The organism is Nocardia sp. NPDC050378 (assembly GCF_040655675.1).
Classification (GTDB): domain Bacteria; phylum Actinomycetota; class Actinomycetes; order Mycobacteriales; family Mycobacteriaceae; genus Nocardia; species Nocardia coubleae.
On the sequence record NZ_JBFAKI010000002.1, the window covers coordinates 639,592 to 654,212 of the forward strand.

The 14,621-nt window shown below is 69.2% G+C and carries 16 protein-coding genes; 5 read left to right on the forward strand and 11 right to left on the reverse strand.

All coding sequences use genetic code 11. The features are described 5' to 3' along the window. Positions 1-39: 39 nt before the first annotated feature. The 5 genes from AB0I35_RS06855 to rimP all read right to left on the reverse strand — a co-directional run bounded on the left by AB0I35_RS06855 (position 40) and on the right by rimP (position 5,561). Positions 40-333 (reverse strand): DUF503 domain-containing protein, encoded by a 294-nt coding sequence (locus AB0I35_RS06855; protein WP_357395019.1) that lies wholly within the window; start codon positions 331-333, stop codon positions 40-42. 89 nt (positions 334-422) lie between these two features. Continuing rightward, positions 423-3,398, reverse strand: a complete 2,976-nt coding sequence (gene infB / locus AB0I35_RS06860) for a translation initiation factor IF-2 (RefSeq protein ID WP_357394812.1) — start codon at positions 3,396-3,398, stop codon at positions 423-425. 108 nt (positions 3,399-3,506) lie between these two features. Continuing rightward, positions 3,507-3,836 (reverse strand): YlxR family protein, encoded by a 330-nt coding sequence (locus tag AB0I35_RS06865; RefSeq protein WP_357394813.1) that lies wholly within the window; start codon positions 3,834-3,836, stop codon positions 3,507-3,509. Positions 3,837-3,906: 70 nt separating this feature from the next. Next, a complete protein-coding gene (gene nusA / locus AB0I35_RS06870) occupies positions 3,907-4,935 on the reverse strand; it encodes a transcription termination factor NusA (RefSeq protein WP_357394814.1) in 1,029 nt (342 codons plus the stop codon). After that, entirely contained in the window at positions 4,932-5,561 is a 630-nt protein-coding gene (gene rimP / locus AB0I35_RS06875; protein WP_357394815.1) for a ribosome maturation factor RimP, read from the reverse strand. The genes nusA and rimP overlap by 4 nt, the downstream gene beginning before the upstream one ends. Positions 5,562-5,790: 229 nt before the next feature. Between rimP and AB0I35_RS06880 the strand changes: the two genes are divergently transcribed. Continuing rightward, positions 5,791-6,396 carry a hypothetical protein gene (locus AB0I35_RS06880; protein ID WP_357394816.1) on the forward strand — a complete coding sequence of 202 codons (606 nt, stop codon included), beginning with the start codon at positions 5,791-5,793 and terminating at the stop codon, positions 6,394-6,396. Then, positions 6,393-6,824: a ferritin-like domain-containing protein gene (locus AB0I35_RS06885; RefSeq protein ID WP_357394817.1), complete on the forward strand. Its 432-nt coding sequence runs from the start codon at positions 6,393-6,395 to the stop codon at positions 6,822-6,824. The genes AB0I35_RS06880 and AB0I35_RS06885 overlap by 4 nt, the downstream gene beginning before the upstream one ends. A gap of 98 nt (positions 6,825-6,922) precedes the next feature. Here AB0I35_RS06885 and AB0I35_RS06890 read toward each other — a convergent pair whose 3' ends face one another. Next, positions 6,923-8,674 (reverse strand): acyl-CoA dehydrogenase family protein, encoded by a 1,752-nt coding sequence (locus AB0I35_RS06890; RefSeq protein ID WP_357394818.1) that lies wholly within the window; start codon positions 8,672-8,674, stop codon positions 6,923-6,925. 142 nt (positions 8,675-8,816) lie between these two features. After that, a complete protein-coding gene (locus AB0I35_RS06895; RefSeq protein ID WP_357394819.1) occupies positions 8,817-10,565 on the reverse strand; it encodes a proline--tRNA ligase in 1,749 nt (582 codons plus the stop codon). A 260-nt stretch (positions 10,566-10,825) separates the two neighbouring features. On the opposite strand from AB0I35_RS06895, the gene yaaA reads away from it, so the two are divergent. Beyond that, a complete protein-coding gene (gene yaaA, locus AB0I35_RS06900) occupies positions 10,826-11,569 on the forward strand; it encodes a peroxide stress protein YaaA (protein ID WP_357395020.1) in 744 nt (247 codons plus the stop codon). A gap of 84 nt (positions 11,570-11,653) precedes the next feature. On the opposite strand, the gene AB0I35_RS06905 is transcribed toward yaaA, so the two are convergent. Then, positions 11,654-12,073 (reverse strand): hypothetical protein, encoded by a 420-nt coding sequence (locus AB0I35_RS06905; protein WP_357394820.1) that lies wholly within the window; start codon positions 12,071-12,073, stop codon positions 11,654-11,656. Between the two features lie 10 nt (positions 12,074-12,083). Between AB0I35_RS06905 and AB0I35_RS06910 the strand changes: the two genes are divergently transcribed. Further along, positions 12,084-12,854, forward strand: coding sequence for a hypothetical protein (locus AB0I35_RS06910; protein ID WP_357394821.1), 771 nt, complete (start codon positions 12,084-12,086; stop codon positions 12,852-12,854). Here the strand turns inward: AB0I35_RS06910 and AB0I35_RS06915 are convergent. From AB0I35_RS06915 to AB0I35_RS06925, 3 genes are all read right to left on the reverse strand, one after another. Further along, positions 12,851-13,525: an NAD(P)-binding domain-containing protein gene (locus AB0I35_RS06915; RefSeq protein WP_357394822.1), complete on the reverse strand. Its 675-nt coding sequence runs from the start codon at positions 13,523-13,525 to the stop codon at positions 12,851-12,853. The two genes, AB0I35_RS06910 and AB0I35_RS06915, sit on opposite strands and share 4 nt — an antisense overlap. 66 nt (positions 13,526-13,591) lie before the next feature. Next, a complete protein-coding gene (locus AB0I35_RS06920) occupies positions 13,592-13,984 on the reverse strand; it encodes a VOC family protein (RefSeq protein ID WP_357395021.1) in 393 nt (130 codons plus the stop codon). Continuing rightward, positions 13,984-14,265 carry a helix-turn-helix domain-containing protein gene (locus AB0I35_RS06925; protein ID WP_357394823.1) on the reverse strand — a complete coding sequence of 94 codons (282 nt, stop codon included), beginning with the start codon at positions 14,263-14,265 and terminating at the stop codon, positions 13,984-13,986. The genes AB0I35_RS06920 and AB0I35_RS06925 overlap by 1 nt, the downstream gene beginning before the upstream one ends. A gap of 197 nt (positions 14,266-14,462) precedes the next feature. Here AB0I35_RS06925 and AB0I35_RS06930 point away from each other — a divergent pair, with 197 nt between their 5' ends. Next, positions 14,463-14,603: a hypothetical protein gene (locus tag AB0I35_RS06930; protein ID WP_357394824.1), complete on the forward strand. Its 141-nt coding sequence runs from the start codon at positions 14,463-14,465 to the stop codon at positions 14,601-14,603. Positions 14,604-14,621 lie beyond the last annotated feature (18 nt).

Here is a 14,621-nt window from a genome sequence, read left to right on the forward strand (position 1 = left end):
ATCGGCAGGCACCGGGCTGTGACACCCAGGCCGCGCCTGTCAGTCTTCGGGTCCGAAGATCCGGCGGCGTACTGCCAGCAACTCTATCTCCGGACGCGCGGCAACGTGCCGCTCACATTTGTCGAGCACCTCGGTGAGATGTCCCGTTTCCGCACTGACCATGGCCACCCCGAGCAGCGCACGGCGGTGCAGGTCCTGATCACCGGCCTCGGCGGCATTCACGCCGAAGCGTTTCTGCAGCTCGGCGAGGATCGGCCGGATCACCGACCGCTTCTCCTTGAGCGAATGCACGTCACCGAGCAGTAGATCGAATTCGAGCGCACCGATGTACAGCGGTGCTCACCTCCTGGTAGATGGTTCGCACGCATGACCACACGCCGCACCCGAAAGCTCGGGTGCGGCGTGCGGAACGGTGTGCGTTATCAGTCGCGCGGCTTCTCGCGCAGCTCGTACGCCTCGATGATGTCGCCGTCCTTGATGTCGCTGTAGGTCACGGTCATACCGCACTCGAAACCTTCGCGCACCTCGGTGGCGTCGTCCTTCTCCCGCTTGAGCGAGGAGATGGTCATCGTCTCGGCGATCACCCGGCCGTCACGCATCAGGCGCGCCTTGGCGTTGCGCTTGACCGAACCGCTGGTGACCATGCAGCCGGCGATGTTGCCGACCTTCGACGAACGGAAGATCGCGCGGATCTCCGCCCGGCCCAGCTCGACCTCTTCGTAGATCGGCTTGAGCATGCCCTTGAGGGCCTTCTCGATCTCGTCGATCGCCTGGTAGATCACCGAGTAGTACCGGATGTCGACGCCCTCGCGGTTGGCCAGCTCGGTGGCCTTGCCCTCCGCACGGACGTTGAAGCCGATGATGATCGCGTTCGAGGCCGACGCCAGGTTGACGTTGGTCTCGGTGACGCCACCGACACCGCGGTCGATGACGCGCAGGCGCACCTCGTCGTCGATCTCGATACCGAGCAGGGCCTCTTCGAGGGCCTCGACGGTACCGGAGTTGTCGCCCTTGAGGATCAGGTTGAGCTCCGAAGTCTCCTTCAGGGCGGCATCCAGATCTTCCAGGCTGATCCGCTTGCGGCTGCGTGCGGCCAGGGCGTTGCGCTTGCGTGCGTTGCGGCGGTCGGCGATCTGGCGGGCGATGCGGTCTTCCTCGACCACGATCAGGTTGTCACCGGCGCCTGGCACCGAGGTGAAACCGATGACCTGCACCGGGCGCGACGGGAGCGCCGCGTGGACGTCCTCGCCGTGCTCGTCGACCATGCGGCGCACGCGACCGTAGGCGTCGCCCGCCACGATCGAGTCGCCGACACGGAGCGTGCCGCGCTGGATGAGCACGGTGGCCACCGGACCACGGCCGCGGTCGAGGTGCGCCTCGATGGCGACACCCTGGGCGTCCATGTCCGGGTTGGCCCGCAGGTCGAGCGAGGCATCCGCGGTCAGCAGCACCGCTTCGAGCAGCGCGTCGATGTTGGTGCCCTGCTTGGCCGAGATGTCGACGAACATGGTGTCGCCACCGTATTCCTCGGTCACCAGGCCGTATTCGGTCAGCTGCTGCCGGATCTTGTCCGGGTTCGCGCCTTCCTTGTCGATCTTGTTGACCGCCACGACGATCGGCACATCGGCCGCCTGGGCGTGGTTGATCGCTTCCACCGTCTGCGGCATGACGCCGTCGTCGGCCGCGACCACGAGGATCGCGATATCGGTGGCCTTCGCACCACGGGCACGCATGGCGGTGAACGCCTCGTGACCCGGGGTGTCGATGAAGGTGATCAGGCGCTCTTCCTCGTTCAGGTTCGTCAGCACCTGGTAGGCACCGATGTGCTGGGTGATGCCACCGGCCTCGCCCTCACGGACGTTGGCCTTACGGATCGTGTCCAGCAGTCGGGTCTTACCGTGGTCGACGTGACCCATCACGGTCACCACCGGCGGACGCTGCTCGAGGTCTTCCTCGGTGCCGGCGTCCTCGCCGTAGGTGAGGTCGAACGACTCGAGGAGCTCGCGGTCCTCGTCCTCCGGGCTGACCACGTGGACGACGTAGTTCATCTCGCTGCCGAGCAGCTCGAGGGTCTCGTCGTTCACCGACTGGGTAGCGGTGACCATCTCGCCGAGGTTGAACAGGGCCTGCACGAGAGCGGCCGGGTTCGCGTCGATCTTCTCGGCGAAGTCCGACAGCGAGGCGCCACGGGCGAGACGGATGATCTCGCCGTTGCCACGGGGCAGACGCACGCCGCCGACGGCGGGAGCCTGCATGTTCTCGTACTCGGCGCGCTTCGCCCGCTTCGACTTACGGCCACGACGCACGGCACCACCGGGACGACCGAAGGCGCCTGCGGCACCACCACGGCCACCGGGTCCACCGGGACGACCGCCGCCACCACCGGGACGACCACGGAAACCACCGGCCGCGGGAGCACCGGCACCGGGAGCGCCGGGGGCACCGCCACCGCCACCGCGGTAGCCGCCACCGCCGCCACCACCGGGACGGCCTGCGCCGCCACCGGGAGCGCCGCCGGGACGACCCGGACGGCCACCGGCCGCGGGGCCGGGACGTGCGGAACGAGCGGGCATGGCGCCGGGGTTCGGACGCGGCGGCATCGAGCCCGGGTTGGGGCGCGGACCACCGGGACGCGGGGCACCGCCCTGCGCGGCGGCCGGACGCGGACCACCCTGACCCTGACCGGGGCGGGGACCACCCTGACCGGGAGCCGGACGCGGGCCACCCTGACCGGGAGCCGGACGGGGACCGCCCTGACCCGGCGTCGGGCGAGGACCGCCCTGCGGGGCGGGACGCGGCGCCGGACGCTCACGATCGGGAGCCGAGCTGAACGGGTTGTTGCCGACGCGAGGGGTCTTCGGGCCGGGCTTCGGGCCGGGACCGGCCGGACGCGGGGCCTGAGCACCCGGTGCGGGGGTGCCGGGACGCGGCTGCTGCGGCGCCTGACCGGCCTGACCCGGACGCGGGGCGCCGGGGGTCGGACGGGGGCCGGGAGCGGGCGCGTTGGCCGGCTTGGCCGGTGCGCTCTGCGCGGCGGCGGGCGTCGGCTTGGCGGCCGGAGCCGGCTTCACCTCGGGCGCCGGCGCCGAAGCGGGTGCGGGAGTCGCGGCGGCGGCAGGCGCCGGAGCCGGACGCGGGCCCGGACGGGGACCACCGGGGGTGGGCTTGGCGGCCGGACGGGCCGCCGACGACGGACCCGGACGGGCCGCCGGCTTCGCGTCGGCCGCCGGAGCGGACTTCGACGCGAGTGATTCGCGCAGACGACGTGCGACGGGCGCTTCCACCGTCGAGGACGCCGACTTCACGAACTCGCCTTGCTCCTTGAGCTTCGCGAGTAGTTCCTTGCTTGTGACACCGAGTTCCTTGGCCAACTCGTGCACGCGGGCCTTGCCTGCCACTGCTCTCCTCACTGAGAGGTCGAGCAGTGACGCCGCCTAGGTAAGGCGGGCCCGCACGACCTCGGGTTATCTCCGATGGACGTTCATCGTTGGTGCTTCACGGTGTGCTCATGAGTGCTCGTGCCTGTTCTCGAGGTACTGCTCCAGGGCTGAGATATCCAGATTTCCGGACACTCGTAGGGCTCTGCCGAATGCTCGGCGCCGCTCTGCGGAACGCAGACAAGCTGAGACGGGGTGCAACCAGGCACCCCGTCCGGGAAGTCTGCGCCGCGGGTCGGGGACGATGACCACGGGGGCGGCAGTAGCACTGCCCGCCTCCCTTGGCTGCGTCACGATCCGCAACAGGTCGGCAGACGGCTCGCGCTGACGGCATCCGATACAGGTTCGAACGGATTGCGCGGGCCGGTCCTTCACCCACTCTACCGGTGACCCGGTCATAACGACGAACCCCTCCCCTTCCGAAGTTATCAACCTGTCATCCGGTGGTCGATATTCCGACGCGCCCGGGTCAACTCCGGTGCGCCTGCGGGCGTGCCGAGTCGTCGGTTTCCGGGGCAGCGTCGCTGCGGATATCGATGCGCCAGCCCGTCAGGCGGGCAGCCAGGCGGGCATTCTGGCCCTCCTTGCCGATGGCGAGGGAGAGCTGGAAATCGGGCACGATCACCCGCGCGGCGCGCGCCTCCGGATCGACGACAGTGACCGAAACCACTTTCGACGGCGAGAGCGCATTACCGACGAAGGTCGCCGGATCCTCGGCGTAGTCGATGATGTCGATCTTCTCGCCCGCCAGTTCGCTCATCACGTTGCGTACCCGCTGCCCCATCGGGCCGATACAGGCGCCCTTGGCGTTCACGCCGGGCACGGTGGAGCGGACCGCGATCTTGGAGCGGTGGCCCGACTCGCGGGCCACCGCGACGATCTCGACGGAGCCGTCGGCGATCTCGGGCACCTCCAGCGAGAACAGCCGCCGCACCAGGTTGGGGTGGGTGCGCGAGAGCTGGATCTGCGGACCACGCGGACCACGCGACACACCGTAGACGTAGCACTTGATGCGGTCGCCGTGCTCGTAGGTCTCGCCGGGCACCTGCTCGGCGGGCGGGATCAGGCCCTCGGCGCCGTTGGCCTCGCTGCCGATGCGCACCACGACGATGCCGCGCGCGTTGGCCCTGGCGTCGCGCTGGACGACGCCGCCGACGATGTCGCCCTCGTGGGTGGAGAACTCGCCGAAGGACTTCTCGTTCTCGGCGTCACGCAGCCGCTGCAGCACCACCTGACGGGCGGTGGTCGCGGCGATGCGGCCGAAACCCTCAGGGGTGTCGTCCCATTCGGAGACGAGGTTGCCCTCGGCGTCGAGTTCGCGCGCCATCACCCGGACCACACCGGTCTTCTGGTTGATGTCGATGTAGGCGTTGGGCTGATGCCCCTCGGTGTGCCGGTAGGCGGTGAGCAGCGCCGACTCGATCGCCGAGATCACGGTCTCGATCGGGATGCCCTTGTCGGCGACGATCGCGCGCAAGGCTTCGATTTCGATGTTCATTCCGCAACCCCTTCGGTGGGAGTGTCACTGTGTTGGCCTGCTGCGGCGAGGTCGGCGGGTTCGTCGCCCGGCACGGGGCGGCCCGCGGCGATTCCGCCTGCGAGTTCGAGTTCGGCGGCGCCGGGTGCGTTGAATTCGACCTGGACGACCGCGGTGGCGATGTCGGCGAGGGGCACGTGCACCCGGTGCGGCTTGTTCCTGCCGCCGAGCACGAGCGCGATGGTGCCGTCGTCGGCGAGCCGGCCGACGCGCGCCTCGAACTTCTTCTTGCCCTCGACGGGTTCGGCGCCGTCGGCCAGGCTGACCTTCACCTTGCGGCCCTGGGCCCGGCGCCAGTGCCGGTCGGTGGTCAACGGCCGGTCGACGCCGGGGGTGGTCACTTCGAGCAGGTAGGCGGATTCGCCGAAATCACCTGCCGCGTCGAGCGACTCGGACATCTCGCGGCTCAGGTCGGCGATCTTGTCGAGGTCGGCGGGACCGTCGCTGTCCACGGTGACCTTCACCCGAACCGGAGCCAGTTCGTCCTTGCCCGCGGCCGCGATCGCGACGCCCTCGAGGTCGAAACCCCGGCGTGCGACGAGCTCAGCGACGAGCTGGCTCACCCTTTCCTCGGTGGGCATCGGCATATGGGCGGCTCCTGGTTCAGTTGTGACGCGATCGGAAATTTCTACGCCGAAGGTCTAGCGTAACGCGCCACGAGAGTGTAAAGGACCAGCCACCGGGCGGTGCGCACCGGTCCGTGTCGGCGTGCCCGGCGCGATCGCGGCGCGGCGAACCGTCGCCGCGAGATCTGGCACGATGGTCCACGTGCATCACCGCCATACCGTCCCGCCGAGTGCCGGGCGACCTTCCGGCATGCGCCGCGATCTCCACCCCCCGACCACCGGGTTCGACATGCCGACGGCCGTCTCCGCGCGCGCCGCGGAGCCGAGGACCTGGCGTCGTCGCACGATGCTCCGGATGGCCGGGGCGGGGGCCGTCGCGGTACCTGCCGTGGCCGTGCTCGCGGCGTGCGCCGAGGACGACACCGTGCACGCGCCGGATCCCCTTGCCGCACACGAGGTTCTGGCTCGCGCCGATGCCGCCGCCGCGACTGCCGCGATCGCGCTCGCACCGCAGGCGCAGGCCGCGCTGGCGACCGTCGCCACCGAACGCACCGCGCACGCTGATGCCCTGCGCGCCGAGATCGACCGGGTGATCGGCGTCTACGGCGACGGAACCACTCCTGTGCACCGAACCGGCGCCGTCACCGTGCCGGGGTCCGACGGTGCGCCGGTGCCCGCCGCCGACCTCGTATCCGCGGCGCAGCAGCCGATCAGCGTCGAGCAGTTGCGTGCCCGGTTGCTGCATTCCCAGCAGGCCGCAGCGAGCCTGGCCCGCACCGAATCCGGTTACCGCGCAGGGCTTCTGGCCTCGATCAGCGCGGCCTGTGCCACCGAGGCGGGTGTTCTGCTTTCATGACCGATCAACGCGAAGCGCTGCAACGCGCCCTCGACACCGAGTACGCGGCCGTGTACTCCTACGGCCTGATCGCCGCCTACGCCAACAGCGACCGGTCGCGCCTGGTCGCGGAGTTCAGTGCCGCCCACCGCGCCCGCCGGGACGCGACGATCGAACTGCTCGAAGCCGGTGGCTCCGCACCGGAGGCACCCGATGCCGCCTACAACCCGCCGTTCCCGGTCGACGACCCGATCCCGGCCGCACACCTCGCCGTAGCGGTCGAATCCGATTGCGCCGCAGCGTGGTACGCCGTCGTCGAACAGGCCACCGAACCCGCCGTCCGTGCGAGCGCCGTCGAAGCGCTCACCGATGCGGCGATGCGCAGAGCCCGGTGGCAGGCGATCCTCGGCACGAACCCGGTCACCGTCAGCTTCCCCGGACGTACATAGCCGGAAGGCCGCCCGGGTCGCGCGCGCATCCGTGGTGGAATACCGCCCACGCACAGCGACGGTCCGGCCCGCGGAACAGGCCGGACCGTCGCTGTCGGCTACGGACGCATCGCGTAGGCGCCGTCGTAGGACTCCACCTGCTGCCACACCCGATCGAACCGCTCGGCGTCGGCGATCGGCGTGCGCAGGGCACCGACAGCCCAGTCGCGCTGCGCGTCGGTGACCGACGGCTTGCCGAGCAGCGCGGTGGCCTGGGTGTTGAAGTCGCGGATCTGGAAGTCGAAGATCTGGTCGAGCACGTCGCGGTCGAGGCCGGTGAGTTCGGCCTGCTCGAGGATCAGCTGACCGTAGACCACCGTGGAGAAGAGGTGGCCGACGGTGAGCATGAAGTCCAGGTCCTTCTGCTGCGCCTCGTCCGGTGCGGCGGTGAGCAGCAGCTCACGCAGCGCCTTGGCCTGCTCGTAGAAGCGGCCCACGTTCGGCACGTCGGCGGCCGCCTCGTAGGGCGGTGTCCAGTCGGCGAAGCGCACCTTACCCGCGCCGCGGGCCGGGCCCTGCTTCCAGAAGAACTCCTCGTCGCCCGCCTCGAGGCGGGTCGGGACGGCCGGGTACTCGGCCGGGTTGAGCAGGTAGTTCGGCATGAACTTCAGGATCTGGCCCACGTTCACGTGCACCGTGCCCTCGAGCCGGGGCAGGTGGTTGATGTAGCGCGAGGCCTCGTGGAAGTAGGTGTTCTTCTCGAAGCCCTTGGCCGCCAGCACATCCAGCAGCAGGGTCATGGCGACCTCGCCCTCGGAGGTGACCTTGGACTTGGTCATCGGGTTGAACAGCAGGTAGCGGCGGTCCTCGAGGGAGGCGCTGCGGAAGTAGTCGACGGACCGGTCGCTGAACAGCTTCATCGCGATCAGGCGGGCGTAGGCGTCGACGAAATTGCCACGCACGTGGGCGAAGTCGGTGACCGGCTTGCCGTAGAGGATGCGGTTGTTGGAGTGGGTGATGGCCTCGAAGAACGAGTGCTCCACCATGCCGATGCTGCCGTGGCACAGGTTGAACTTGCCGACGTTGACGGTGTTGAGCGCGGCCGAGAACCCTTCGGGCCCTTCGTGCAGCACGTCGGCGGCGGTCACCGGGTAGTTCTCGAGCCGGAAGTGGCTCACATACATCTGACCGTCGATGACGCTCTCGACCAGGTGGTAGTTGTCGTGGCGGGAGTCGGCGGCGAACCAGACGTAACCGTCAGCGCCCTCGATGTCGGCGCGGCGGGAGAACACCGAGACCATCGAGGCGACATTGCCGTTGCCGATGTAGTACTTCTCGCCGTTGGCGCGGAACAGGATTCCCGCTTCGGCGTCGGCGCTGCCCGGCTCGGTGGGGGTCAGGACGAGGTCGGTGTTGTAGATGTCGGCGCCGTGGTCGCGCTCCGACAGCGCGAACGCCATCACCTGGCCGTCGGCGAGGTCGGCGGCGGCCTTGCGCTTGGCGATCTCGTTGTCGCTCTGCCAGATCGGGCCGAGGCCGAGGATGGTCACCTGCTCGGCGTACCAGTAGGCCAGGCCGTAGAAGCCGAAGATCTCCGACAGCGCCGCGTTGCGCGCGGCGTCCCAGCGCTTGTTCGGGTCACCGTCGGCGTAGGCGGCCGGCGTCAGGAAGGTGGCGAACAGCTTCTCCTTCGCCACGAAGTCCAGGAAGTCCTGCACCCACACCGCGTCCCGGTCGTCGGCCAGCAACTGCGCCTTGCCCTTGGACTCGAACCACTCGATGGTGGCGCGCAACAGCCGCCGGGTCTCGGGATCGAAGTGCTGCGGGTCGTAGGTGGCGGGGTTGAACAACAGGCTGGGCGAACTCGTCATGGGTGCCAACTTATCAGCGCGCTACTCACTGGTACCCCGTCTACCAGCAGGTTTCCCCTACGTAAGCGTAAGTTCGACCAGCCGCCGAACACGACGAACGCGCTGCCCCGAATGACGGGACAGCGCGTTCGAGGCAGACGGGTCAGCCGCGGACTCGGGCGGTGACCGCGCTGACGGCGTCTTCGGCCGGAATCTCCTCGGCTTCGCCGGTGAGCCGGTTGCGCAGTTCCACCTTGCCCTCGGCCCAGCCGCGGCCGATGACCAGGATCCAGGGCATGCCGAGGAGCTCGGCGTCCTTGAACTTCACGCCGGGCGAGGCGGTGCGGTCGTCGAAGAGGACCTCGAGGCCTTCGGCATTCAGCCCGGCGACCACGTGTTCGGCGCCGTCGCGGGCGGCGGCGTCCTTGTTGGCGATCACCACGTGCACATCGAAGGGGGCGACCTCGGCGGGCCAGCGCAGGCCCTTCTCGTCGTGCTGCTGTTCGGCGATCACCGCGACCATGCGCGAGATGCCGATGCCGTAGGAGCCCATGGTGAGGCGCACGGGCTTGCCGTTCTCGCCGAGCACGTCCACGTCGAAGGCGTCGGTGTATTTGCGGCCGAGCTGGAAGATGTGGCCGATCTCGATGCCACGCGCCGACACCAGCGGACCGGCACCGTCGGGCGAGGGGTCGCCGTCGCGGACCTCGGCGGCCTCGATGGTGCCGTCGGGGGTGAAGTCACGTCCGGCGACCAGACCGACGACGTGCCTGCCCTGCCGGTCGGCACCGGTGATCCAGGAGGTGCCGTCGACGACGCGGGGATCGACCAGGTAGCGGACACCGTTGGCCTGCAAGCCCTTCGGGCCGATGTAGCCCTTCACCAGGAACGGGTTGGCGGTGAAGTCCGCCTCGGTGAGCAACTCCACCGTCGCGGGTTCGACAGCGGCCTCGAGGCGCTTGTCGTCGACCTCGCGGTCGCCGGGGATGCCGATGCCGACGATCTCGGTCTTGCCGTCGGGGTGGCGCAGTTTCACCATCACGTTCTTCAACGTGTCGGCGGCGGTCACGGCGCGGTCGAGCACCTTCGCCTCGTTGGCCCAGTCGACAAGGGTGGCGATGGTCGGCGTGTTCGGGGTGTCGTGTTCGACGGCGGCGGGCAGTCCGTCGATGGGCAGCGGCGCGGGCGCGGGGGTGACCACGGCTTCCACGTTGGCCGCGTATCCGGACTCCACGCAGCGCACGTAGGTGTCCTCACCCACGGGGCTCTCGGCGAGGAATTCCTCGGACGCGCTACCGCCCATGGCGCCGGAGGTGGCGGCCACGATCACGTACTTCACGCCGAGCCGGTCGAAGATGCGCTGGTAGGCGGCGCGGTGGGTGGCGTAGCTGGCGGCGAGACCGTCGTCGTCGAGGTCGAAGGAGTAGGAGTCCTTCATGATGAACTCGCGGCCGCGCAGGATGCCGGCACGGGGGCGTTCCTCGTCGCGGTACTTGGCCTGGATCTGGTACAGCGTGACCGGCAGGTCCTTGTAGGAGTTGTACTCACCCTTCACGGTGAGCGCGAACAGCTCTTCGTGGGTGGGGCCGAGCAGGTAGTCGCCGCCCTTGCGGTCCTGGAGGCGGAACAGCGCGTCACCGTATTCGGTCCACCGCTTGGTGGTCTCGTAGGGCTCGCGCGGCAGCAGCGCGGGCAGCGAGATCTCCTGGGCGCCGGTGGCGTCCATCTCCTGGCGCACGACGTCCTCGATCTTGCGCAGCGTGCGCAGACCCAGCGGCAACCACGAGTACACGCCAGGAGCGACGCGGCGGACATAGCCGGCACGGACCAGCAGTTTGTGGCTCGGCACCTCGGCGTCGGCGGGATCGTCTCGCAGGGTGCGCAGGAACAGGCGGGAGAGGCGGGTGATCACGGATGCACAGGGTAGTCCCTGGTCCGGTGGGGCCGACAGCCGATTACCACCTGGGCGCGCGGAAGGATCCCGCCGCCGGTCCGCGCCGGAGATCGCAAGGCCGATCATGCCGGACCATCGCCGGTGCGCGGCTCGCGTTCGTCCTGGCCCCGGCGCTCGGTACCGCCGCGCGTTTCCGCTCGCTCGCGCTGGTGCTTCCTCGAAGCGGTGCGCTGACCCGCACCCCGCCGGGGATCGGGGCGCCATTACCGTTGACGATCGTGCTGGTGCTGCTGCCTCCCTCCGAAACCAAGTCCGACGGCGGTTCGGGCGCGCCGCTGAACCTCGACGATCTGGCGATGCCGCAGCTCAGCGCGGTCCGCGACAAGCTGGTGACCGAGGTGGTTCAGCTGGCCGCCGAGCCGGCGACCGCCGCCGCCGTACTCGGGCTGGGCAAGGGCGCCGACGCGGAGATCGCCCGCAACGCGACCCTGCGCACCTCCCCCACCCGGCCCGCGCTCGAGCGCTACACCGGAGTGCTCTACGACGCGCTGGACGCGAAATCGTTCACCAAGGCGCAGCGGGCCAAGGCGTATGCCCGGCTGGGGATCGGTTCGGCCCTGTTCGGTGCCGTCCGCGCCGGCGACCCGATCCCCGCCTACCGCCTCTCCGGCGGCACGAAGCTCCCCGGCCTGCCCACTCTGTCGGCTCTGTGGCGCGACGTCCTACCCGACGCCCTCTACGCCGAGGCCGCGGGCGAACTCGTCATCGACCTGCGCTCGGGCACCTACCAGCAGCTCGGCCGCGTCCCCGACGCGATCACCGCCAACGTCCTCACCGAGCACCCGGACGGTTCCCGCACCGTGGTGAGCCACTTCAACAAACAGCACAAGGGGTTGCTCGCCCGCGCCCTCGTCCTCACCCGCGCCGAGCCCACCGATATCCGCGGCGTGGCCCGGGTCGCGACCAAAGCCGGTTTGCGCGCCGAGATCGCCTCCCCCACAGAACTTCTCGTCATCACCTGAGCTCGGGGTGCGCGCCGGACCGGTTGCCGGTAACGTTCCGCGGTTCGGTCGCGTCCGGCCGGGCATGCGTGATCGAGAGAGTGCTCAATGGGTTTCGGTAGGGGTTTGTTCCGGCGTCGCGAATCTGCTTCGCGAGACGCGATTTTCGGCAAGTGGGCGGTCGACATCCTGCGGGCGTTTCCCGAGGTGGTCTCGGCGGAGTTCGATGCGTCCGAGTTCCACGTCGATGTCGTCTACGCCGACGGCGCGATACAGCAGTACGGCCTGCGGACACCGTTCCGGCTGGCCGAGGGCCTCGACGGCGAGGAAGCGGTCCAGCTGCTCGCCGAGTATGTGCGCCGATCGGTGGCGTCGAGAACCGCGATCACCGATCCCGTCGCGGGCTGGGCGGCGGCCGCGCCGACGCTGCGGTCGGTGTTGCGACCGGCCGGCGACCTGACGATCGAGTTCCAGGGGAAACGAATCGGCGACCACATGCTGTGGCGGCCGCTGCTGCTGCCTCACCGAGCGCGTGGTGATCGACCTGCCGACCTCGATGCGCACGGTGTCCCCGGACGATCTGGTCGAGTGGGGTGTGGATGCCGATACCGTCTTCGCCACCGCCCGCGCCAACATGATCGACTTCGCGGTGGAGACCGTGTCGCTGTTCGACACCGAGGACGGTGTGCTGTTCCTCCCGGACGACGACGGTGATCTCTACGCGGGGTCGCTGCCGCTGGTCGACGGCTGGCTGGCCGGGCTCGGCAACAAAGCGGGCGCGCAGCCGCTGTTCTTCGTGCCGGGTAGTTTCGGCGTCCTTGCCGGGGTGGCCAGCTCACCGGAGCGGGTCTGCGAACTGGTCGCCGCCGGCCGGGAAATGGGCAGGCTGGTGCCGTTCACTGTGCCGATCGACCACCCCGCGTGGGCGGCGATCCGGTCCGCCGAGGCCGCGCTCTCCGCCCCGGTGCATGCCGCGCAGTACCAGAGCCTGCACGCCGAGGCCGAAGCAGGCCGACTCGACGAGCACGCCGCCGAACTGCTGCATGTACGGGCTGCCGACGGAATCGAGGAAACGGTGGCCGCGTGGACCGATACTGTGCCGACACTGCTGCCGCGCGCACACGTCGTCAGCATGGTCGACCCGACGACCGCGTCGCTGTTCCACGTGCCGTGGGAGGTGCTGGATCGCGAAGTCGGCCTTCGGGCCGTGCCCGGCCTGTTCCCGCCCCGCTTCCTGGTCGAACATCACCCCGATCGGGCGACGCTGGCCAGGTTGCGGGCCGCGGGGAGATGGGGAACGGGTTAGATTCGCGCCGCCGCGAGGGCCGCGCGCACCTCGTCGGAACTCGCGGGCTTCGACGCGGGCGGCCAGTTGCTGTCGGCGGCGTACGGGTGGACGTAGACCGGCGTATCCCTTTGGGAGCGGCGGCTTTCCGGGAGGTCACCACCGTCGACAACGTCGTAGCCGAGGCTGTCGACGAACTCGGCGGCCAACTTCTTGGCGTGGGCGTCGTCACCGAAGATCGGCAGGGCGGAACGGTCGGCGGCGCCCGCGGGCCGGGCGAGTTCGGCGAGATTGGCGTAGGCGATGTTGTTGAACGCCTTGACCACCTTCGACTCGGGCAGGTGGCGCTGCAGGAGTTCGCTGGTGGTGGTCTCGTCGGCGTCGAGCTCGGGGAACGCGCCGTCACGCTCGGGGTAGTAGTTGTTGGTGTCGAACACGACCTTGCCCGCCAGCGGCTCGACGGGGACCTCGCGGTAGGCCTTCAGCGGTACGGTGACCACCACGTAGTCACCCGCCTCGGCCGCTTCGGCCGGGGTGGCCGCGCGGGCGCGAGGGCCGAGTTCGGCCACCAGGTCAGCCAGCGTTTCCGGGCCACGCGAATTGCTGAGCACCACGTCGTGACCCGCGTCGACCGCGAGCCGGGCCAGGGTGGAACCGATGAATCCGCTACCGATCAATCCGAGTGTCGTCATGTGCCGGGTCAACCGACGGGGCGCCACGATTGTTCCCCGTGGAAAACTCGGCGACGCCCCGGTGCGCTATTGGCCGACAGGCGAGTTCAGGGAGATGAGATTGCCGCAGGTGTCGTCGAAGACGGCGGAGGTCACCTGGCCCATGGGCTGGGGCGGCTGGGTGAAGAAGACACCCAGGTCGGTCAGGCGGCGATATTCGGCGTCGATGTCGTCGACGGTGAAGATCATCATCGGAATACCGTCGGCGCTCAAGGCCGTCTTGTAGGCCTTCGCGGCAGGGTGCTGATCGGGCTCGAGCAGCAGTTCGATGCCGTCGGGGTCGGCGGGCGAGACCACGGTCAGCCACGAGTACTCGCCAAGGGGCACTTTGTGTTTCACCTGGAAACCGAGCACCTCGGTGTAGAACTTCTCGGCCTTGTCCTGGTCGTCGACGAAGACGCTGGTGACGCCGATGCGGATCATGTGTCCTCCTGGGGGATGGGCCACCGCGCCGTCAGCTCGCGCAGCGGGGTGAAGTCGCGGTAGTGGAATTTGTAGCGGCCGACGCGGCTCGTGCGGACCAGGCCCGCCGCCTCGAGCACACCGAGATGCTGGGTGATCGCCTGCCGCGAGGAGCTGATGCCGTACTTGGTCACGAGCCGGCCGCACAGTTCGAACAGGGTCTGACCGTCACGATCGGCCAGTTCGTCGAGCAGCGCGCGTCGAGTCGAGTCCGCCAGGGCGGTGAAGATATCGCTCACGGCGAGCACTCCTTGTCTCTTCCGCGACCACCATAGGCAAGTAGCAGCTTGCCTGTCAATCGCCTCGTCCGACAGATACCGTGACGCAGCACAAAGACAACGGGGTGCGCCGCCGCCTAGCCTGAACTCGGCCGACCCGACGCCGACGATCACTCGATCTCCAGGAAGTTCGATGACCAACCGCATGCGCGCTCTCGTTGCGGCTGACCGTTTCGGTGCCCGCACTGCTCTCGCCCGGAGCGCACGCCGAACCGGCGAGCGGGGCAGCCGCCGGACAGCGCGGCGTGGCCGACCTCATCGTGACCGCGATCGAATCGAACAACGCGCTCGCGCGCTGAGCGCGGCCCGGATACCGT